Annotated in this window: 28 protein-coding genes and 1 pseudogene; 2 read left to right on the forward strand and 27 right to left on the reverse strand. The window is 50.6% G+C overall.

Going from position 1 to position 18,886, the window contains the following annotated elements:
* Window positions 1–370: 370 nt before the first annotated feature.
* The 6 genes from Q7C20_RS15750 to Q7C20_RS15775 all read right to left on the reverse strand — a co-directional run bounded on the left by Q7C20_RS15750 (window position 371) and on the right by Q7C20_RS15775 (window position 6,069).
* Window positions 371–2,941: an autotransporter domain-containing protein gene (locus Q7C20_RS15750; RefSeq protein ID WP_375068550.1), complete on the reverse strand. Its 2,571-nt coding sequence runs from the start codon at window positions 2,939–2,941 to the stop codon at window positions 371–373.
* A 292-nt stretch (window positions 2,942–3,233) separates the two neighbouring features.
* Window positions 3,234–3,977 (reverse strand): hypothetical protein, encoded by a 744-nt coding sequence (locus Q7C20_RS15755; protein WP_375068552.1) that lies wholly within the window; start codon window positions 3,975–3,977, stop codon window positions 3,234–3,236.
* Window positions 3,978–4,021: 44 nt separating this feature from the next.
* Window positions 4,022–4,414 carry an SMI1/KNR4 family protein gene (locus tag Q7C20_RS15760; RefSeq protein ID WP_375068553.1) on the reverse strand — a complete coding sequence of 131 codons (393 nt, stop codon included), beginning with the start codon at window positions 4,412–4,414 and terminating at the stop codon, window positions 4,022–4,024.
* A complete protein-coding gene (locus tag Q7C20_RS15765) occupies window positions 4,401–4,853 on the reverse strand; it encodes a hypothetical protein (RefSeq protein WP_375068555.1) in 453 nt (150 codons plus the stop codon). The genes Q7C20_RS15760 and Q7C20_RS15765 overlap by 14 nt, the downstream gene beginning before the upstream one ends.
* A gap of 64 nt (window positions 4,854–4,917) precedes the next feature.
* Window positions 4,918–5,334: a hypothetical protein gene (locus Q7C20_RS15770; protein ID WP_375068557.1), complete on the reverse strand. Its 417-nt coding sequence runs from the start codon at window positions 5,332–5,334 to the stop codon at window positions 4,918–4,920.
* A 39-nt stretch (window positions 5,335–5,373) separates the two neighbouring features.
* Complete coding sequence (locus tag Q7C20_RS15775) at window positions 5,374–6,069, reverse strand: hypothetical protein (protein WP_375068559.1); 696 nt, start codon at window positions 6,067–6,069, stop codon at window positions 5,374–5,376.
* A gap of 414 nt (window positions 6,070–6,483) precedes the next feature.
* On the opposite strand from Q7C20_RS15775, the gene Q7C20_RS15780 reads away from it, so the two are divergent.
* The gene (locus tag Q7C20_RS15780) at window positions 6,484–6,741 is read left to right on the forward strand and encodes a hypothetical protein (protein ID WP_177006290.1); all 258 of its coding nucleotides are present in this window, start codon (window positions 6,484–6,486) and stop codon (window positions 6,739–6,741) included.
* A gap of 112 nt (window positions 6,742–6,853) precedes the next feature.
* Here the strand turns inward: Q7C20_RS15780 and Q7C20_RS15785 are convergent, their stop codons facing one another.
* The 18 genes and pseudogenes from Q7C20_RS15785 to Q7C20_RS15870 all read right to left on the reverse strand — a co-directional run bounded on the left by Q7C20_RS15785 (window position 6,854) and on the right by Q7C20_RS15870 (window position 15,988).
* Window positions 6,854–7,549 (reverse strand): hypothetical protein, encoded by a 696-nt coding sequence (locus Q7C20_RS15785; RefSeq protein WP_375068561.1) that lies wholly within the window; start codon window positions 7,547–7,549, stop codon window positions 6,854–6,856.
* 89 nt (window positions 7,550–7,638) lie between these two features.
* A complete protein-coding gene (locus tag Q7C20_RS15790) occupies window positions 7,639–8,163 on the reverse strand; it encodes a hypothetical protein (protein WP_375068562.1) in 525 nt (174 codons plus the stop codon).
* 299 nt (window positions 8,164–8,462) lie between these two features.
* On the reverse strand, window positions 8,463–8,735 hold the full coding sequence (locus Q7C20_RS15795; protein ID WP_375068563.1) for a hypothetical protein: 273 nt from the start codon (window positions 8,733–8,735) through the stop codon (window positions 8,463–8,465).
* 95 nt (window positions 8,736–8,830) lie between these two features.
* Complete coding sequence (locus Q7C20_RS15800) at window positions 8,831–9,244, reverse strand: hypothetical protein (protein ID WP_375068564.1); 414 nt, start codon at window positions 9,242–9,244, stop codon at window positions 8,831–8,833.
* 64 nt (window positions 9,245–9,308) lie between these two features.
* Complete coding sequence (locus Q7C20_RS15805) at window positions 9,309–9,539, reverse strand: hypothetical protein (protein WP_375068565.1); 231 nt, start codon at window positions 9,537–9,539, stop codon at window positions 9,309–9,311.
* Between the two features lie 78 nt (window positions 9,540–9,617).
* The gene (locus Q7C20_RS15810; protein WP_375068566.1) at window positions 9,618–10,022 is read right to left on the reverse strand and encodes a hypothetical protein; all 405 of its coding nucleotides are present in this window, start codon (window positions 10,020–10,022) and stop codon (window positions 9,618–9,620) included.
* Window positions 10,023–10,238: 216 nt separating this feature from the next.
* Window positions 10,239–11,015 carry a tetratricopeptide repeat protein gene (locus Q7C20_RS15815; RefSeq protein ID WP_375068568.1) on the reverse strand — a complete coding sequence of 259 codons (777 nt, stop codon included), beginning with the start codon at window positions 11,013–11,015 and terminating at the stop codon, window positions 10,239–10,241.
* Between the two features lie 436 nt (window positions 11,016–11,451).
* Complete coding sequence (locus Q7C20_RS15820) at window positions 11,452–11,928, reverse strand: hypothetical protein (RefSeq protein ID WP_375068569.1); 477 nt, start codon at window positions 11,926–11,928, stop codon at window positions 11,452–11,454.
* A 594-nt stretch (window positions 11,929–12,522) separates the two neighbouring features.
* A pseudogene (locus tag Q7C20_RS15825) lies at window positions 12,523–12,678 on the reverse strand (SMI1/KNR4 family protein); the annotation flags it as partial.
* Between the two features lie 12 nt (window positions 12,679–12,690).
* The gene (locus tag Q7C20_RS15830; protein ID WP_375068571.1) at window positions 12,691–13,005 is read right to left on the reverse strand and encodes a hypothetical protein; all 315 of its coding nucleotides are present in this window, start codon (window positions 13,003–13,005) and stop codon (window positions 12,691–12,693) included.
* 1 nt (window position 13,006) lies between these two features.
* Window positions 13,007–13,123, reverse strand: coding sequence for an HNH endonuclease (locus Q7C20_RS15835; protein WP_375068693.1), 117 nt, complete (start codon window positions 13,121–13,123; stop codon window positions 13,007–13,009).
* Complete coding sequence (locus Q7C20_RS15840) at window positions 13,083–13,322, reverse strand: hypothetical protein (RefSeq protein ID WP_375068696.1); 240 nt, start codon at window positions 13,320–13,322, stop codon at window positions 13,083–13,085. Before Q7C20_RS15840 ends, Q7C20_RS15835 begins: the two co-directional genes overlap by 41 nt.
* 100 nt (window positions 13,323–13,422) lie before the next feature.
* Window positions 13,423–13,800 carry a hypothetical protein gene (locus Q7C20_RS15845; protein WP_375068572.1) on the reverse strand — a complete coding sequence of 126 codons (378 nt, stop codon included), beginning with the start codon at window positions 13,798–13,800 and terminating at the stop codon, window positions 13,423–13,425.
* A 2-nt stretch (window positions 13,801–13,802) separates the two neighbouring features.
* Window positions 13,803–13,940, reverse strand: a complete 138-nt coding sequence (locus tag Q7C20_RS15850; protein ID WP_375068694.1) for an HNH endonuclease — start codon at window positions 13,938–13,940, stop codon at window positions 13,803–13,805.
* A 374-nt stretch (window positions 13,941–14,314) separates the two neighbouring features.
* Window positions 14,315–14,713 (reverse strand): hypothetical protein, encoded by a 399-nt coding sequence (locus Q7C20_RS15855; protein WP_375068574.1) that lies wholly within the window; start codon window positions 14,711–14,713, stop codon window positions 14,315–14,317.
* Between the two features lie 271 nt (window positions 14,714–14,984).
* Window positions 14,985–15,389 carry a hypothetical protein gene (locus Q7C20_RS15860; protein WP_375068575.1) on the reverse strand — a complete coding sequence of 135 codons (405 nt, stop codon included), beginning with the start codon at window positions 15,387–15,389 and terminating at the stop codon, window positions 14,985–14,987.
* A 21-nt stretch (window positions 15,390–15,410) separates the two neighbouring features.
* The gene (locus tag Q7C20_RS15865) at window positions 15,411–15,635 is read right to left on the reverse strand and encodes a hypothetical protein (RefSeq protein ID WP_375068577.1); all 225 of its coding nucleotides are present in this window, start codon (window positions 15,633–15,635) and stop codon (window positions 15,411–15,413) included.
* Window positions 15,632–15,988 (reverse strand): hypothetical protein, encoded by a 357-nt coding sequence (locus tag Q7C20_RS15870; protein WP_375068579.1) that lies wholly within the window; start codon window positions 15,986–15,988, stop codon window positions 15,632–15,634. Before Q7C20_RS15870 ends, Q7C20_RS15865 begins: the two co-directional genes overlap by 4 nt.
* Window positions 15,989–16,136: 148 nt before the next feature.
* Here Q7C20_RS15870 and Q7C20_RS15875 point away from each other — a divergent pair, with 148 nt between their 5' ends.
* Window positions 16,137–16,382, forward strand: coding sequence for a hypothetical protein (locus Q7C20_RS15875; RefSeq protein ID WP_375068581.1), 246 nt, complete (start codon window positions 16,137–16,139; stop codon window positions 16,380–16,382).
* 427 nt (window positions 16,383–16,809) lie between these two features.
* Here the strand turns inward: Q7C20_RS15875 and Q7C20_RS15880 are convergent, their stop codons facing one another.
* The 3 genes from Q7C20_RS15880 to Q7C20_RS15890 all read right to left on the reverse strand — a co-directional run bounded on the left by Q7C20_RS15880 (window position 16,810) and on the right by Q7C20_RS15890 (window position 18,617).
* On the reverse strand, window positions 16,810–17,250 hold the full coding sequence (locus Q7C20_RS15880; protein ID WP_375068583.1) for a hypothetical protein: 441 nt from the start codon (window positions 17,248–17,250) through the stop codon (window positions 16,810–16,812).
* Between the two features lie 9 nt (window positions 17,251–17,259).
* Entirely contained in the window at window positions 17,260–17,718 is a 459-nt protein-coding gene (locus Q7C20_RS15885) for an SMI1/KNR4 family protein (protein ID WP_375068585.1), read from the reverse strand.
* A 449-nt stretch (window positions 17,719–18,167) separates the two neighbouring features.
* Window positions 18,168–18,617 carry an SMI1/KNR4 family protein gene (locus Q7C20_RS15890; protein WP_375068587.1) on the reverse strand — a complete coding sequence of 150 codons (450 nt, stop codon included), beginning with the start codon at window positions 18,615–18,617 and terminating at the stop codon, window positions 18,168–18,170.
* Window positions 18,618–18,886 lie beyond the last annotated feature (269 nt).

Below are 18,886 nucleotides of genomic sequence, written 5' to 3' on the forward strand. Positions count from 1 at the left end.
CTTGGAATGCGGTAGGACCGCGACGTGGCCGGATGCGGTGTGCGGCGCCAGTTTTTCCAGATACACACCCAAACCAATGTGGGAGCGGGCTTGCTCGCGAAGGCGGTGGGTCAGGCAGTATCTTTAGTGGCTGATATACCGCTTTCGCGAGCAAGCCCGCTCCCACAGTGAGGGGGTGGTGGGGCTTGGAATGCGGTAGGACCGCGACGTGGCCGGATGCGGTGTGCGGCGCCAGTTTTTCCAGATACACACCCAAACCAAATGTGGGAGCGGGCTTGCCCGCGAAGGCGGTGGGTCAGTCAGCATATCTGTCGACTGAACCACCGCTATCGCGGGCAAGCCCGCTCCCTCAGGGGTTGGGTGGTGAGGTTTAGAACGCGTAGCGTGCCTTGAGCATTACGCCGTCTGCATCAAAACCGCTGCGGGCCTGGCGGGTGTAGCTGGCGCCGACGGTGAAGTCCGACACCTTGTAATTCACACCCACGCTGGCTTCATAACTGTCACGCGCCACCGAAGCGCCGGTGACGGTGAACGCCGAGCCGCCGGCCACGAAGCTTGAGGTTTGCGCAACGCGGTCGCCCATCAGGTCGTGATACGCCATCAAGGTCGCTTCCGGTTGCAGGCTGCCAGCGCCCAACGGCAGGTTGCCCGCCAGACGAATACCGGCGCCCAGCTCGCCCACTTCATAACGTTGCGAACCGGTGCTCAGCGCGGCCGACGAGCCCTTCTCCGTGAAGCCATCCATGCGCACGTTGGAATAACGTGTCGCCACGCGCGGCTCGATCACGACCGCCTGCGACGGCTTGAAGCTGTAACCACCGATCACACTGGCCGACAGCACATTGCTGTCGTAGCTGCCCTTGGCCGTGGTGCCCGCCACATGACGTTTGCTGTCGTTGTCGTTATGGCCATAGCTGAGGCTGCCATCGGCAAACCAGTTTTGCAGCGACCAGTTGCCATACAGCGACAGCGCGTGGCCTTCGACGTCGGTCTTGTTGCCCAAATCCGAATGGATGTTGGAATTGAGGTAGCTGTAGGCCACGCCCAGGGTGGTGGTGTCGTTCACGCGCCCGTCCACACCCACGGCCATGCCGCTGCTGTTGGCCGAGTAGCCGTTGTTACCGCCACGCCCGTCCTGGTCCATGTTGCTGCTCAGGCCCTGCACCCACACGCCGCCGACTTGGTGGCTTTCGCGTTGGTCGGTGAGGCGGTTGAAGATCGCGCCGTTGACCACGGTTTGGCCCGACAGCGCCACGTCCAGCGCGCCACGGTTGACGTCCGGCTTGAGCTGTTCGCTGACTTGCGCCAGTTGCTGCGCAGTACCGGCGTTGGCCAGGGCCTGGAACACTTGGTCGTTCGTGCCGAGCTCGCTCAGCACATCGTTTTTGAAGGTGTTGACCGCCGTGGCGGCGGCAGCGCTGGCGCCGACACCGGCCAGTTCCTGCTGCACTTGCTGATTGTCTTTAACTGCCACCACAGCCTTGACCGTCTGCGCGTCAGTCGAGTAGCTAAGCACGTCGAGCAACGATGAAGAACTCGCCACCGAGAGGCCGTTGTTCTGCAGGCTGGTGGCTTGCAGCAGGGTGTATTGCGTGCCGTTGTTGGTGCGGGCGAAGTCGCCGGGTTGCGCGCTGACAGTGACCTTCGAAGCCTGCGCGAACGTGGCATTGCCGTTGACGGTCAGGTACGGCGTGGTCGGCACGACGCTGTCAGACAGGTGCATATCAATGCCCGCGCCGTTCGCGACGTTGAGGTCGCCGGTGAGCGTGGTGCCGGGCGCGGAGAGGTTCAGCGAGCCCGAGTTGACCGAGACCGGCGCAATGATGCGGCTGCCGGTGAAATCGGCAACGCCTGCGACGTTAACCGCGCTCAGGTTGAGCAGATCGCCAGTGATTTTGCCGCCGGTCCAATTCAACGTGGCCAGGTTGGCGGCGTCGATGGCGGTGCCGGAGTTGCTGCGGATTTCGCCGGCTTGCTGGTTGATTTCAAAGGACGAGGTTTGGTCAGCAGGGTTGACCAGGATCGCCGTGCTATCGGCCTTGATCAGACCCCGGTTGACGATGCCGCGTGCGCCCGTCTGCGGGTTCTGGGTAAAGGTAGCCCCGGTCACATCGATGGCGACAGCGTTGGTGCCGTTGGCTTCGATGGTGCCGGTGTTGAGCAGGTAATCGTACGTACCGGAGTTGAACCGGACCGCCCTGGCCAGGCCGCCGTTGACCGTCACCAACCCGCTGTTCTCAATGCGCAGGTCACTGGTATCGGTTTCAACCTCAATGCCCAGCGCCTCTTCACCGGTAACGCGAATGGTCCCGGAGTTCAGAATCTTGCCGCCGACGGTCACCGGCAAATCGTTGTGGGTGTCCAGGATCAAGCCGAAGCCGTAATAGGACGTGACGTCCACCAGGCCGGAGTTGACCACATCGCCGCCTACCGTGGTGCCGTTGAGGTAGATACCCTCGCCGTCGCTGTCCGGGCCGGAACCCGGTACGTCAACGGTAACGATAGTCCCGGTGTTGATCACACTGCCGCCCACGTTCGCGGCACCTACCTCAAACCCCTCAGCCCACGACTGGTTAGTCAGCCGGATCGTACCGGTCTGGATCACATCGCCAGTAATAATGCCGCCTCGGGCAAGGAGGTCTGAATCTATCGCGCCATCCACCACAAACCCGCGAGTGTTGAGGCCGCTGCCATCAATGGTGTAGTCGGCGCGATTGATCAGCGAACCCTGAATATCGGTCTCGGCAACACTGGCCCCATCGATATAACGCTGGGTGGCCACCAAGTTACGTGAACCGACCAGGGTAACAGGCTCGTTGAACACCTGACCCTTCCACTTGTTTTGCCCGGTGCTGACGTCGAACTCCACTGCACCGACGTGGGCGGCACCTGCGCTGACCATCAGGGCCAACAAGGTTTTCTGGAACTGCTTGCGCTTCATTTCAAACTCCATGAACTACAGTCAAAGCCGCCAATAGGCCCGGCGGCCGTAGATTTTCTAAGCGAAGGATCAATTGATCCGAATGCGTCCCCCCGGCGCGCCTTTCTGAAACGCAGGCGCGTGCAAGTGCACCGCAGCGGGCGGTGGCAGAGAGGGGAAACGGGAGGCGAGGGTCACATTAATCCTTAATGTCATTTGAAAACGCTGCAGTCCATGCAGGGCTACCGCTTGCGGGTAGGCGGGGTAAAGACACTGGGATATACAAAATGTTCAAGGTGCGTTGCGGTTTGAATCAATACCCGCCCGCGCGGATATCAGCCACTGCGAGCCACGCCGCCGCCATGCGATTAAACGCCTCGTCACAGGCCCGGTCTTGCAGCTGGACAATCGCCCGGCGGGCGTGCGCAATTGACCAGCCCGTGGAGTTCAACGTCAGCCAGGCACAATCAAGCCGCCCCTGCGCCAGGAACCGCTCAAACAGCGGTTTCTTGTCTTGCTGCGAATCAAACCAGGCCGGCAGCTCCACACCCGGCGGCGCGGGCATAGCCTGCAAATCGATCTCAAAGGAACAACTGCGTTGCCACCACCCCGGCACGGGGTTCGAGGCGTCAGGGAAACCCCCTGTATACGGCAAGGCACTGCTCGGCATGCTTTCAAGCGGCGTTTGCGTTTTGAACACTTCAGCGGCGGCAAACGCTGCCAAATCATCGCCCACGTCCAGCGACACTGCGTCCAGCTCCGCCAGGCAATCAAGGCCCACTGCGCTGGCGAACTGCTCAAGCTCCGGCGTTACGCCATCGTCGAGGCTCATTGCGCGCATGGCGATCACGGCAAACAACTGCGCGGGGGTTCTGGCGATCTCCCGGACTGCGCACCCTCCCTCGACATACATCTCGACAAAACAAGGCTCGCGCTCCACGAACCAGTGCTTCCAATAACCGATGTAGGTAGGGCCGCCGCCGTCGCTCCACACCGGGATCAGTGCCGGTGGGTAGACGTACCAGTAAGCGGGAGCTTCCAGGGTGCAGATGGGCACAGGGATGCTCCCGTCGGCGCACGCGGCGAGTGCGGCGGGCATGCTCAAGAGGCTGACCGCGCGAATAGCTCGGTCAGACTCTGCGCAACCGGCTCGGCGTATTGACGCTCCATCCCGATAAACGGGACGCGCACAATTGGCATTGCCGCATCCTCAATGTCGAAACCATACCCCTCGCCTGCGCCATCTGCGCCAAACAGAAAAATGCCAGGCGCATAGGTTTCAACCTGATAATCGCGATTAAAATCCGACAGCTCCTGCGCCTGCCAGAAGATGAAATATTCTTCGCCGATAAAACCTTCGCCGCCATTGTGATGCTTCAGGAAATCGAGGTAGCTCTGCGGCAGCGCGACCCCCAGATTGACGGTAAGTCTGTCGACAAATGCGGCGTCGGCCGGGGCATTCAAGCGGCCTTTGGTAACGTTATAGGGCGGCAATTTTCTTCATCTCCTCGGCAAGAAACCGTGGTGCGGGAGTGTCTGCGTAGCGCTGGGCCACGTTGAAAGGGTCTACCGTTGGCGCAACAACGCCTTCAAACGAAAAGCCACCCACGACATACCTGGCAAATGCGGGTGACGCCGGGTCCTCGTCGACTAACCAATAGCCGCGGTAAACCACCGCCAGATACTCACCGATATAGTAGCCAATCCGTGTAATGAACCAGACCCTGTCTTCTTCGCTGATAACGGTGTTCTGGAAACCGCTGTCCAGCCGGGCCAAGAACTTTTCGGGCGTATTCAACACCTCATGAGGTTGCTCGAAACCAAGGGCCTCACAGAACTCATGCAATACCGGCAGGCGCTCGAATCTGAACCGCTCAAATTCGGCCATCCGGCGCGCCAGCAAGGCTTGGGGTGTCTCGTCGAATGTTTCCATGCGTACCTCAACAACACATTGTCAGTTCTGAGTCAGCGAGCGTTGCCAGGCTCCGCTGACGGCTTCAGTTAGACTCACGCCGACGCCGCTCGGCGCAAATCAGCTCCCAGCCTTTTTCGACAGTGCCGGTGTATTGGCCACACGACGGGCCCCTCAACTGCGCATCGATGGCATCGCGCTCCGGCGCGAACCACACCCAATCTGCCAGGTATGCCACGCCCGCAGCCAGCACCAACACCACGCCGAGCCGAGTCGCCATGTGACGCACCGTTGCGCGCGGGGTACGCGAACGCTCGAAGACAAACGCAAACAGCAGCGCGATGGCACTCCACAGAAATACACCCGTCGCCCACCCAAAAACAGAGGCCGTGACGGTCGTGAGATTGCCCCACAACATCATCGAAACCAGTGCACTGGCAAACATCAGCAGCAGGCATAACCCCTGTGCCGCCCGACATCCGACTTCCTTAAAACGAAACATCTGGGCCTCCCGCCTCAAGGGAAAGTCGAAAAGGCCTCACTACTTGAGTTCCTTCACCAGGTACCCGCTGGAAATCTGCGTAATCCCCGTGAGCGCACGGCGCAATGCCTGCGGGTCGGTGCGATACGTCTCAGGCGTATAACCGTAAACGTTCTGACCGTTGAACGCCGTGATCGTCTCGACCGTTTGCCAGAGCATCTCGCTGCCACGGTCCATCCGCGCCACCACGGTGAGCGTGGGGTACACCACGCTGCTGAAGCCCTGGGTCAGGCGAAAGCCCCACTCCGCGACCGTCAGCTGAATCTGCGCATCGGCGGGCTCATCGTCGCCCACCACCTTGAGTGACGAGGTCTTGCCCAAGGCGTCGATAAAATTCTGTTTGAGCAACACGCCCACATCAATCTGCTCGGCATTTATCAACGCCAAAATCGCCGTGGGCGTCGGCAACTCGGCCAATTGGCCGGCCGTCATGCCCGCCGCAAAACCCGCGCCCGACAATGCCGCCGTGCCGACCTTGGATGCCCCGGCCGCCATGCCGACACCCGCGCCGAGCCCGGCGCCGACCGCCGCACCCCAGGCCTGTTCGCGGCCCATGTAGACCATTTTTTGTGATTCCCACTTCACGGGCAGCACTTTTACGGTCTTGACCTGGGCGCGGTGCTCGGGGGTGAGAGGCTGGCTGACGCAGCCGCCGAGGATGAGGGTGGAGAGGAGGATCAGGAGGAGGTTTTTCACATCAGTCCTTTAATGTTTAATTTTGGAGGCAACGTTTACGGCGCGGAGGCTATGATGCGTTGAATCAACGCCCGTGTGTAGGCATTGGGTGTGCAGACGCTAGGCGTTGCGGTCGAGCCAGTACTTGATGCCTTGCGTGGCTTTGGGTGGGGGCTTATAGTCCGGCCCGTCGCCCAAATGGCGATTCAGGTTTGGCGACCTGACAACAGAGTGCAAAAGCAATCCGCTTCCATGCAGGTGTTTTTGCACCCGCAAAGCTGTGCATGTTATGGCGGCTGTGCGCGGGAGACCTTCGGGTCTGCCGGTTTACTCTGTTGCCGGTTCGCCAACCTGCGTACAGCTGCCACCCATTCGTTTGGCGACGAATGAGTGGTGGCTTAATCCACCAACAGAGTACTGAAAATGAATCAATACATGCCCCTCACGGGCCACGACTGCACCGTCCCCGCTCTCCTCATCGACACCCAGGCGCCCCTCGACGTCCTCCACGACGCCGCTGTGTTCCGCATTCGCGCCGTCACCCAACTGCTGGAAAATCTGGCCTTCCGCGAACAGCTCAGCAGCGATGCCGTAGTGCTTCAAGACTTCGCCCATTTGCTGGCCATTCCGCTGCGCGATGGGTGTGATTTGCTGGACGTCATCAGTCGCAGGCTCAATGCCGATCCATCCTGAGTAAAAGCCGGGCGGCCTGAGTGCCGCCCGATTTGTGAATGAACAGTTAAAGAGCAAACTCATTCAGTCACGGGGTTCGACCTAATAAAATTGCCGCCTCGTTTCAGCTTTTTTACTGCTTCAAATCCGTCATCAGCTTTTCTGTCATCAACTGGAAAACATGCTGCAGCGCACCACGCAACGCTTCAGGGTCTGACGCATATTGTTCTGGGGTGTATGCCTGGGTATTGCCGTCACTGAAGGCCGAGATGGTTTCGAAATTTCTCCACACAGTCACGTCACCCCGCTTCAGGGTCGCGACAATACCCAGCGTGGGAAAAAGCTCCGTACTGAAGTTTTTCAATGCAAATCCCCACTCCGAAACGACAAACTCCATATGTGCATCCGCCGCCGTGCCTTCTGGTGCAATCTTGAACAACCGCTCAGCGGTGATCCGAGTCTCCATTTGCTGCTTGAACAATTGCGCCGGCTCTATTTGATGACGCTTCAAATTCAGCAGAATGGCCTGACGAGGACTCAACGGCCCACCGTCGGCAACCTTGGCACCCGCCACCGAACCAGCTCCAATCATCGCGCTGGTCGCTCCTTTGGATGCGCCCGACGCCATACCCGCTGCAGCACCGGCGCCTGCGCCTAGCCCGGCGCCCCAGGCTTGGTCCATGCTCGTGTACTTGAACTGCTGTTCCGAGAACAAGGCAGGCTCGATGGTGATGGTTTTAATGTGTTGGCGGTTCTCACTGCTAAGGTCTTTGGTGACACAGCTACACAATACAAATGCGGCACCCAGAAGAACAATCAATTTCCTCATAGTCTTCCTTGGTGATTAATCGTCAGATGACTCAATGTTGTAAAACACAGAAATCGAAATAAAGTGTATCTCTCCCCCAACTACCGTCTCTAGAGCTTATCCGTTTTATTCTTACGCGACGCTTTAATCTTTCGCGTATTTTCAGCTATTTTCTTATCAGAAAGACCTAAGCTTCCACCCAGTTCAAGATAGCGATTTAAAGCTTGCTCACCCTCCAATTCATACTCCACATCAGCACAAAAATTTGTTGCATATTCTTCATGGGCGCTGATGTAAAATTTCAGCACTGAAACGATATGCTCCTTGCGAAGCAGAACTTTAAACTCGTCTTCAAACTCACATTCTAAAAATATATATTCCTTAACAGCTCCTATGTGATGAGCGTTACCTGTTCCTAAGTAGCCCTTTACTTCTGTCCTTTCTAAAGATTCCAATCGATCAATCCATCCAATCGCTGACAAACGGCTGTTCACGTCATCTGATAACCAAGCAGCTACCTCTCTAATGCCAACGCTTTGCGATGAAGAGATCCGCGGGTCCGAGTTTGGGTCTGTGGCCCAAACCTCAACACGATTGGGTTTAAATTTCACAAAATGAATTTTGCCTCTAGCCATGTTTATCAATTGTTCCCTTGATAGACCGGCCAAGCTGTCGCACCTGTACCGGCTGGTTTATCGTGATAACCATATATATTCAATCCGCTAGGAGAGATTCACTAGAAATAGGGGCCAGGCCACTGATAGCTGTCTTTATACTAAATGGTGGTCTGACTCGGTTTTCTTCAATGCTAAGCGATGTAGAGTTCATAGAAAATCATGGTCAACCCGAAATTTACACTGGTGCATAGAAGGGTATTAATCATAGTCTGACACCATCTATTTTTTAATTGCAGCCTGAGCCCTATTTCTCCAGATTAAAGATTTAACGGAGCCAATAGTACTCTTTTAACATACTCTATAGAGTCGTCTTCGGTTTCAAACTCCAAAACTTCATACTCGTCATTCAGCAGCATCGCCCGCCAAGAAATATTTCCATCCTCAAGCGCGGCTAATAATTCGGCTCGCATCTCATCTACTTTTCCGCCCGACTTTAAGCTTCCGAGATATATACTTTTAGCTACTTCTTCCTGCATACCAAAGTCTGCCGAAAACACAGTCTTCAACATATATCGGATATTTTCATACATTATATAACCCTATTTTATTTCTGCAACGACGCAGGGAAAACAATATCATTTCCAAAAATTCCCCTTGGCAAAAATTGACGTCGTAATACTTAAACTTAACTACAGCAGCAAACCTGACCTTCGACCAGATAATAAATGCCCTCAAGTCTTCCGCGTATTGAAGGAAGCTCGAACAGAACCTTAGAAACATATGAAATAGGTAAATCAGCTCTAACCACGTTGGAAAATATTGAACAGTCCCAAGAGGGTTTTATCATACCGTTCCAAAAGCTCACGGCCTCTCCCTTCTCCGACAAAACCACTGGCTGTACATACTCAACTGCGGCATTAGAATTCCAGTATAAATAGCCAGCATAAACAGTACCACTCGCTCCAAAAAAATCAGTACTCACAATAATCTGAAAATCTGATGAGTTTTCTTTTCCGGCGAGCGGGCGTACAGTCAGCTCGTCTTCGACGGAATCGTCCATCGGAAAAAACCATACACCGGAACGAGCGAGGTCATTCATAGTCAACTCATATATTTGCTTGTCCGACATAGTAAGCACACTTATTATTTAATTAAACGCTATATCAAATTGAAAAACTCAGGGCGCCCAATATCACCATACGCTTTTTGCAGCCTTGAGAAAACAGGGGCGAAAAATAGAGGACAATATGGGTCAGATCACTAATCTCTGTCGTTGCATTAGTTTGTGGTCTGACCCCGCCTCCTTCCAAACCGGCGGCATCAGTACCCTTTTCCAACCAGACGGTTCGGCCATCTGGCAACTTAAGGATATCAACCACATTTCCTGGCGTCATCTTAGTTTTTCCAGGCAAACCCGAGATCAATTCGTCTTTCGTCAGATTCGAATCTGAAACTCCTTTTGCCCCACGTGCTCAACTGCCGCTCTGATCCAAAACCTTTATCTCGCGCCAATAAATACTTTCTGGTAATGCCTGATTCTGATTAAACAGTGAAAAAACCTCAATCACATCATCAATATTAAACCACTCATCTTTTTTTAATGGAACACGGCCCGCGCTAAACGACAGCAGGGTTCCATCTTCAAAGTTCGTGCTGGAATTTGAATGATAGCCTCTAAACAGCCTTTTACTTTTCGCGTCATATTTTTCAATAAAACAAGTAAATCTGCCTCCAGCAACTTGCACATAGTTACCATCATCGTCAGTAATGCATGCCAATGAGCTAGGACCGTAGCTTTTTAATTTCTTTAGCGCCTTTATAATCTGCGCCTGATTAACACCAACTTTTACAGGACTATTTTCGGCTTCGAGCTTCATACTTACCACCGTCACGGAACATAGACTGTTGTAGCGCTTCAAGACTTCGCCCATTTGCTGGCTATTCCGCTGCGCGATGGGTGTGATTTGCTGGACGTCGTCAGTCGCAGGCTCAATGCCGATCCATCCTGAGTGAAAACGGGCGGCCTCTGTGCCGCCCGATTTGTGCCCCCTATTTTTCCGCCCGAACGGCCTATGGCCTGAGGTTCCAGTGCTTCAATTCAAACCGACTCTGACGGACCGCTCGGACGACCAGGAATCCTGGCCTGCTTGCAATATGGGTTCGGCAGGAATGCGGTATTTACCGAATGCGGTGACTACAGCCTGGTCTACCTCAGCGTTGCCCGAGCTTTCGACCAAAGCGATTAGCGGTACATTCGAACCCGGCTTACCTTGCACTTGCAGCGTCACCGGTTTGCTGACGCTGCCGCGTTTGATTTGCTTGTTCAAGGCAATCTCGATGTCCATCGCCGTACGATTGAGACTCTTGCGGCTGGTGTCACTCCAGACGTCGTTGTAGCGCTGTGTCTGTTCAGGCGTCAGCACCAACCCTTGAGCGCGAATCCGCTGGATGCCCTTCCACGCGACATCGCCGGCATGCTGGCTGGCCTCCACGTAATACATCATTGCCCCAAACAAATCCGGTGGGCCACCACGGCCCTCCTCCATCAATTTGGCCAACGCGAGTTTACTTTTATCACTGTCACTTTTGGTAAGCGCCAACTGGTAAAGCCGCCGCGCCTCCACATCATTGCGCGCTTGCCCACGGCCCTCTTCGGCCATGCGTGCCAATCTCTCGTAACCGAGGCCATCCACGACGGCAACGGACTCATAGAGCGCTTTGGCCTTGGCAAAATCCTGTGGCAAGGCGCCCCGTCCGAACTCATACAAACCACCGAGCGCGGCCTTACAGCGCACGTTGCCGTCGTCGCTGGCGTTACGAATGAATTGAACATCGTTTGCTGTGAGGCTTTTCTCGCCTTCAGACAGCATGCATCGAACATTGGCCAGGCTCTGTTCAAAGGAGCTTTGCGGCTTGACGGTTTGACAACCCGCGAGGAGGACTGTGAGTGCCAGTACAAAAATTGCCTTATTCATATGATGAGTTCGCAGTATCAAAAAAGGTGGCGGATCACCAGTAACGACAAAAAAGGGCCAGTTTATTTAAATCAAAAGACACTTCAATGAAATAAGTCCATCCCCTTTTTCGCACTGCAGTAACGAACTAACACAACTCATCAGCGTTGTCAGGCGGCGAGAATGGATTGAGGGGGAGTGCTTGAGCGAGCGCTCCGTGTAAAAATCGAATTGTCTGCATCGGTTCGGTATCTTAGTTTTGTGTGGTGCAAACAAAGTTTCCAACTCATGCAGGCCGCTTCAATGATTCCAACTTATTGATTTTATGTAAAAAAACGGGGATCCCTCAAGGTCACGCCCCTATTTCCACTTCGTACAAGGTATCCGGAGGTGCTTGGACCCGCTTAAAGTCCGATAAAATAACATCAGCAATATCGGAAATATCAACCTGCTTAATTGTTTCTATTTGACTACTGTCTGAAATTGAAAATACAATCTTTTTAGAATTGCAAATCGAGATAATTTCAAAAATTGCCGCCAACAGAATCTTAACTCTTTCTATAGGGTCACTAGGGAACCCAATATCCGAATACAGCGGATCATACTGATTATAATCCGTCAAATACGTGGCATTGGGATACCCAGGTCTATCCCCAATTAAAAAAATAAAGGTTTCTTCGCTTGGCAATAAGCAAGATGGATAATTAAACAACTCCGAACTGCTAATCTTAAATATCCCAAGATTGCTTTCTGAAATATATTTATCCAAAGCCATCCAAGCTTCCTGGCTGGGCGGCGGAAAAACATACCCACATACATCATTCGACATGCTGATACCTATTTATCTAAAATCCAAGGCCCGACAACTTTTCCGCCAGCACTTACTTCTCGATAATACTGCTTATCAACAACACCTCTACTGTTATATTCTATTTTATGTTCGTGAGGCACTGCCCGCCCGTCCGTCGCGTAACCTAAGCTGCCGTGGCTCCGTTGCTGACCATAATCCTCTCTAGAAAACGTCCGCCCTAAATCATCATAATACGTCACGCTTTTGCTACCGTCTGCACGAGAAATCTCATAATCGAATTTGGATTTGCTGTTTGAGGTGCCTTACCTGACGAAACGACTATATGTTCGGTAACTATCTTATTTGTTGCCGGGTTCACTATCGGAGTCGGAGACTCCGAATTTTCAACCTTCACCTTTGGCGTATCAGCGTAGCCATTATTCGAAGGTCCAAACTCTCCATCTACACGCGTCTGAGGAGTATCCCATTTCGGTTTTCCAGTTTCGGCGACAGGCTCATTGGCTGAATTAATATTTGGTTTGGCGCCTGCAGTCCCTAAGCTCCCAGCACCACCACTGGGAAGCATCCCGGGCACTACGTTAATTCCAAATGGATTAAATACAATTTTTTTGATTATTCGGGAGGGCGCTCAAAAAGAATATCTAAAAACGCTGAAAAAGAAGATGCAACAAAAGATAATTCGGCATCGCTACCGGGAGATGCTTCATGATTCCACATCACTACTTCTGGATCTTCAGACTGACGGTTCTCACGATAATCTAAACAGAGCGCATCTCCATTTCATAACACCGAAAAAATAATTAAACCTTGAACAAAATCCTCGGGCGGATGTTGATATTTCATCTCCATTGTTTCAAATGACCCCTCGATTTCACCGAAAGGCAAAAACATACCGGCGCTGCTCATGACATCTTCTCCGAGGAGACGATTATAAAACTTAAAAACGGGTTTGTTCAAAATAAACGCGCCATTAAACCCTATTGAAACCTCTTTGTATTTTTCAGGAAAAACCACGCCTGCCAATGCTTCATAAGCTGCTATTTCAGCAGCATCACCTTGACCATAATACGAATCAAAACTAACACTTGCGATCATTTTATTGCCCCTTGCTCATCGATTCCCACCCGACGTGGCGCGCACCATTATGGAAAACCTCGGGAACCAGTTGCATCCTACCGGTATCCTGATGGTGATGCGCCACGCAACACCGCATCCTGCGCTTTCTGCCAACTGAGCCAGTCACTGGAATAGCCCGGGGTCTGCACCGGCCCCGCCGTAATGACTTTCGCGCCCGCACCGTAGGCCGGGCTCGCGGTCTTGAACCAGTTACTGCCTGCGTAGTTCAACGCCCCGGTTGCCAGCCCTGCGATGGCGGAGTTCTTCAGGCTGCTGCTGCTGAAAGTGTCCTTCAAAAAAAGGTGACAGATTTATTTAAATCAAAAACCATTTCAATTAAATAAATCTACCCCCTTTTTTTCTCCTGCGCCTTCATCAACACCACTTTTCTCTCAATCAAATACTAATAAAGTCAAATACCTCAACAAATAGGCTTTTAACCTCTGGCAACGCATCAAGATTGGCAAGCGCTTCATCTGGGGATACCGGCATATCATAGGGTTCAAATCCTCGACGGACCGCAATGCCGTATAGTGCATATTCATAGGCGTCAGAATGCTCCCAGTGCGGCACATACCCAATCACCTTATATATTTTGAAGATCTCATCATTGAAGCACATCAAATCAAACAAGAAATCCGGCGCCTCACTCAATGAAACAGCCTGAGCACACCACGCATTAAACTCATGCTTTTCTATAGCTCCGCAAAAAAGACAAGCTAATACAAAAGCGAATAACTCATCACTATAATAACCAGTCACTTTAAAATTCATCATCACATCCCACCCCCCATCGCTTCGCCACCTATGTGACCCGTTTTTTTATGTACCAACTCGGGGACCGGTTGCATTCGCCCGCTGTCCTGATGGTGATGCCAAGTATATCCATCAATTTTCTTAGCACCTGCGTTTATCTGTTAGAGTTGTTTGGCCGTAAAGCTCGATGGACAATCATCTGTTATCCCAATCCAAGGGCAAAATCTCAAGACTAACGGTAGGTCTTTTCTTACTGGCTTTGTAACTGGTCAAAACATTTGGATCAAACGTCTTTACCGAGTATTTTAGCTGCGATATATAGATGATTACCATCCACAATCACATTGCCATCCATCTTAATCGGTGGAGCAACATCTCCTTTAAGATGCCTGTCAACGTACCTTTGAATCATCGCCAGGGAAACACCATCTTGCGCACTAATAGTCTTATCACCTTTCAATGCTTTCTGGATAATTTCTGGGGTTACCTCGCTTTCTTTGGTTACGAGAGACCCTGCTTTTTCACCAATGCTTTACGACGCAAAAAAACACCCATTTTCATCTATCCAAATTATTCCTGGAATATCATAAAAATAAATCGTTAACTCTCCATCATTCTCAGACTCTGCGCTTTCTGGCCAGCCATCTCTTAGATAAGACACAATCTCCTTTACACCTAAATCCCAATGGGCCATCTCATCGCAAATAGAGAGTCTTGGGTGGGGATTATCTGGGGAAACATAACAATCTTCCCCAGGCTTAATAAATTTGATCTTACCGTTAACCAATAGATACTCAATCACGTAAAAAAAAGCATCTTTTCGCTGTTCAAATGTAAATTCAGGGTTCCACGAGCCAATCGCGCTAAAAAGCGCCGATATCCATAGGCCAAGTGAATCGCGCACTATCTCATCATAAAATCTTACAGTCATTATGGTTTCCCAATAAGGAATTTTATTTCCGGGTTGTACGTGGTCAGTAAAACCCTAGGACGGCGAGCCATATAAACCCCCTAATTGTAATCTGATCAGAGCTTACAGCTTAGCCGTCCATCAACAGGCCAGCAAAATAGAAAAATCACAAAAATAAATCATATTTTTAAAGAGCTAATCTGCTGAACTCAAAAAATGCAAAATCGTGCTCTGACCCCTATTTTCCATTTTTTTAATATTTCTGGCGGCCCCTCACGTTTCGCGCCGACATTTAAGAAATTATCAAGCTTGATTCAGAAACATCACCAACGCCCAAAAACTCTTTGAAGCAAGAACAGATAAAATTGAGGTCTTTCGTCATCGACCTCGCTGGGTAACGGTCACCTAAAATATCAACCATCTCTGCTCCTGCACGTTCATTACTGATAGTTTTAACATCAATATCACCGCACTCTAGATTGTGACTAAGTATGAGGAAAAAATTTCCTGAACCTATGTAAACTTTTAACTCACGAGGACCACAATCAGGCTCCGGAACTATTGATAAGGCAATAATCCCATCATAGCAAGCATACCTACGAATAGTATTTTCTACATCCTCTTTAGTTGGACTTTGAACAATAGGTATTTGTAGCCTCCCCTGTTCAGGGTCCAGAATAAAACCACCTATTAACATTACTTTCTCTCCTTGACAGATTTACGCCAGGCTCCCAATAATATTTTTTGGCAAACCCGTACTGTCATCTACTGCATCTATAGTTAAGGATTTCAACTCGGCTCTTTTAGCCGCTGCAGCGATATCACCCTTACAATAATCGCATACATCCTTTCCTGTCACGCTCATCGACAAATCTGCACCGCTGGTTTTCCCCGAGCTATAGGCCTGCTGAATAACGCCGATTTCTGCATGAGCATCCTTCATGTTTCCATTTGAATAATTTTTTTCAGGATTTTCGCAGACTTTTCGGCAACTCTATCTGTAAGCAAAGAAGGAATTTTCGGGTCTGACTCGTTCAAAGGGCGAGTAGTCTGGTTGACATCTTGATAAGTAACCCCGCAGACTTTACCTTCCGCCGAAACCCATGGACCAGGTCCTTTAGACGGTCCCTCTATAACTGTTCTTTCAACCAGCGTGCCAGCTTCATTATCAGTGCCACCACCAAATACGGGTTGTCCCTTCGTTCCAGTATTAGGGTTAACGCCGTTCTTTATTGCTGACGAAAGCTCTCCCGATAACGCCTTACCCCCATAGTGCGCGACGGCCAACTCAGCCAACGACTCAGCAGCTCTCTGGCTAAGATCTCCCAAGCGGCTAGCCTCTCCGCAGAAAACCGGGGTCTGCCCCCTATTCCCTGACCCCTATTTACACCGAGGCACAGAAATTCATGTTCAGCAGATAAGGCGCTACGGGGCTGGTAGCTCCTTGCCTAAAGCCGACGCACTGAAAAATCTGGCTATCGCGCTGCATGTCACCTCGGACTTTTTGCTATTTGAAACCGACGAACGCGCGCTAGATGATCGCCTGCGCTACCAGTTCGAAGCGATTTCACGCATGCCGATGGAAGAGCAAGAACTGGTACGAGGCCTGCTCGATGCAGTGATTGTGAAACACCAGGTAGCCGGGGCCATTGCCCGTGCAGCAGGACCAGCGACTAAAGGGAAGGAGTAATCGAAGTGCTGTAGATCGGTGTATTACAAAAACAATACACCGCACGCCAGTGTTTATTGGGCGAAACCTGCATTTTGTAAGACAAATGTATAGCACTGCCTAGCAGGCAGAAACCAGATAACTAATTGATATATATAGAAAATAACCACCTCGCAAGAGGTGCGTGTTGTGTATTGAGATTTTGCTCCTTTTAAGGAGCGAAAAATCATGCTCAAACAGGGCATATTGAGCAGATAGACCGGAGGTCGTCAGGTTGGGGTACAGAAAGACTACAGAAAGACTACAGAAAGGGTGCAGCTTGAGTGCAAGAGGATTACAGGATGGGTGCAGGAAGACGGCAAAAAGGGTGCATGTCGGGTGCAACAGCAACTGAATATACCTGCGCAAGAGTGCGCCGGATATCAGCCAAAGCAAAAACACCTGCTGATTAAGACTCTGGCAAAACCGAAAGTACTGCTTTAAAAATATGAGTTCCATCATCGACGGCTGATGATGCCTCATATATTGCTTCAGTCGCTGCCATAAGCGAATCCTCTCCACCAGCTAAGGACAACGCCGATACAGCGCGAGCTTGGCTAAACAGATGAAGGCCTTCTACATTTAAGCTTTGCCCTTCGTCTAGGCTGTCTTGCAAGTCAAAATACTTTTCATCTAACTGTGCAGCCAAAGCAACTAGCCCAGAAACCTGATAAGTCGTGAGTTTATTACCAGATTGTAGATACCTAAGAGACTCAGCAACAATAGGCACTTCTACTGGGCAGGCCTGCAAAGCAAGTTCGCACGCCACTTTTACAGCACGTCTTCGTTGCTCCTCACTGACTACCTTAAGTTTTTCTACAAGGCTTTCCTCAACCATTTTTAAACGCATAATCATTACTCAACTGAAAGAAATTATTCTTTTTTCTAAGAAATCGATAAAGTTTTTCGCATACAAACTAAAAGTTTGATTAGAAAGATCCAGCCTATAAACAGGATATTCCCCATCATTAAGACCATCGTCCGTGGCAAAATAAAACGTCTCCCCTGCACCCGGCGGTTCACAGATGAATAGCCTCTCCTTCCCACACAACCCATTTCGACCGTTAATGATTGACATATAAACGATATCACCCCCCCTTACACTATCAAAATCCATTCCGTAGATACTATAAATCTCCTCCCCAGATATTTCCCCGCCAGAATAACACTTCAGCCACCATTTATAGCTCTCAGGCAACTTCAACCCAAGACGAGTTTCAGCTTTATAAATCCATTCATCAGCAATTCCGTCACCACAATCGGCAAATTCAACGAAATCCGACTCTTTAATAAGATTAATTATTCTCGAATAGTCCACGTATAATTATTCCCCGCTCCGAACCCGCAAATTCCAACAATCCGACTGTCAAGATTTAAACTCTTTAGCCTGTTTTATCAATGTTTTTGCATTCAAATGCGGACGAACTAAAACATAATCAGCCGTAGGACTTCTGTATTCTGCAGAGTCTTTGTAACGAGTATACCTAAAGCTTTGAGCGGCATTGCATGGGACATGAAAAACACTGCTATTCTGACTATGGAAAACACAACAAAACTCTGCATGTGAACCACGAGTACCAGCGAATCCATTAACTTCAGTTTGCGAGAGATGATGTAACTCAACTGAGTTCCCATCACCGACTGCTTAGTAACAAATCTGAATATCGCTACGGAATTTTTCCACGAAACTTTTAAGTGAGGGGTCTATATATAGGCTCAGACGAAGCAATCACCTCATTTATTGTTTGCGTACCACCAGTTAAAAACTCATACAACCGCACGCTTTTCAACTAATGATTTGATATACCTCAACCGCTCCAAGATAAAATCAGAGAAATTTGACGCCAACATATCAACCTCATCTAACTCAGAACTGACCTCTACAATCTGCCAATTATTTTTTGCGTCGAAAGCATATAGAACATCGCTAGAATTCCCACCAAATACGTAAATACCCTCATAGCCCTCAATTTCTCGGCCACATACAGTCGAATATTTCTCCGGCCCATCATCGAGATGAAATGCCGCATCTAATTCGCCAAAACCAAACTCACTTAGAAACTCCAAGTAGTCAGCTGGGGCCTGCTGTCGATCCGACTCATCAACATGGCTTAACGTCGCACTCGTATCTGTTATGCGATAGCCGTAATTACCCTCATAGCTCTTAGCGGAAGTCACAGCTTCGACTAACGACTTTAACTCTTCTTTATTTTTCATAATTACTTACCAAATATTTTTTCTGCCGGACCTTGAGCCCTGTGAATACCACCCTGATGCTCTACACCTCTCATCGCGGGTGTAATATTCCACCATTCTGCCTTACCACCAAATTTATTTTCTATAACATGATTGGCATCGTAATTTCTAGTAGCCTGATTTCCATATTTATCAGTGTACGTTTCTTTCGGCCAACTGGCGCCTGTATTTTTCTCCCACTCTGCTCGCAGGCTTGGCAGCTTACTATCAAATCCGCCCTGTTTGGCTTA

This window comes from Pseudomonas sp. AMR01, from assembly GCF_041946035.1.
Taxonomy (GTDB): domain Bacteria; phylum Pseudomonadota; class Gammaproteobacteria; order Pseudomonadales; family Pseudomonadaceae; genus Aquipseudomonas; species Aquipseudomonas antarctica_B.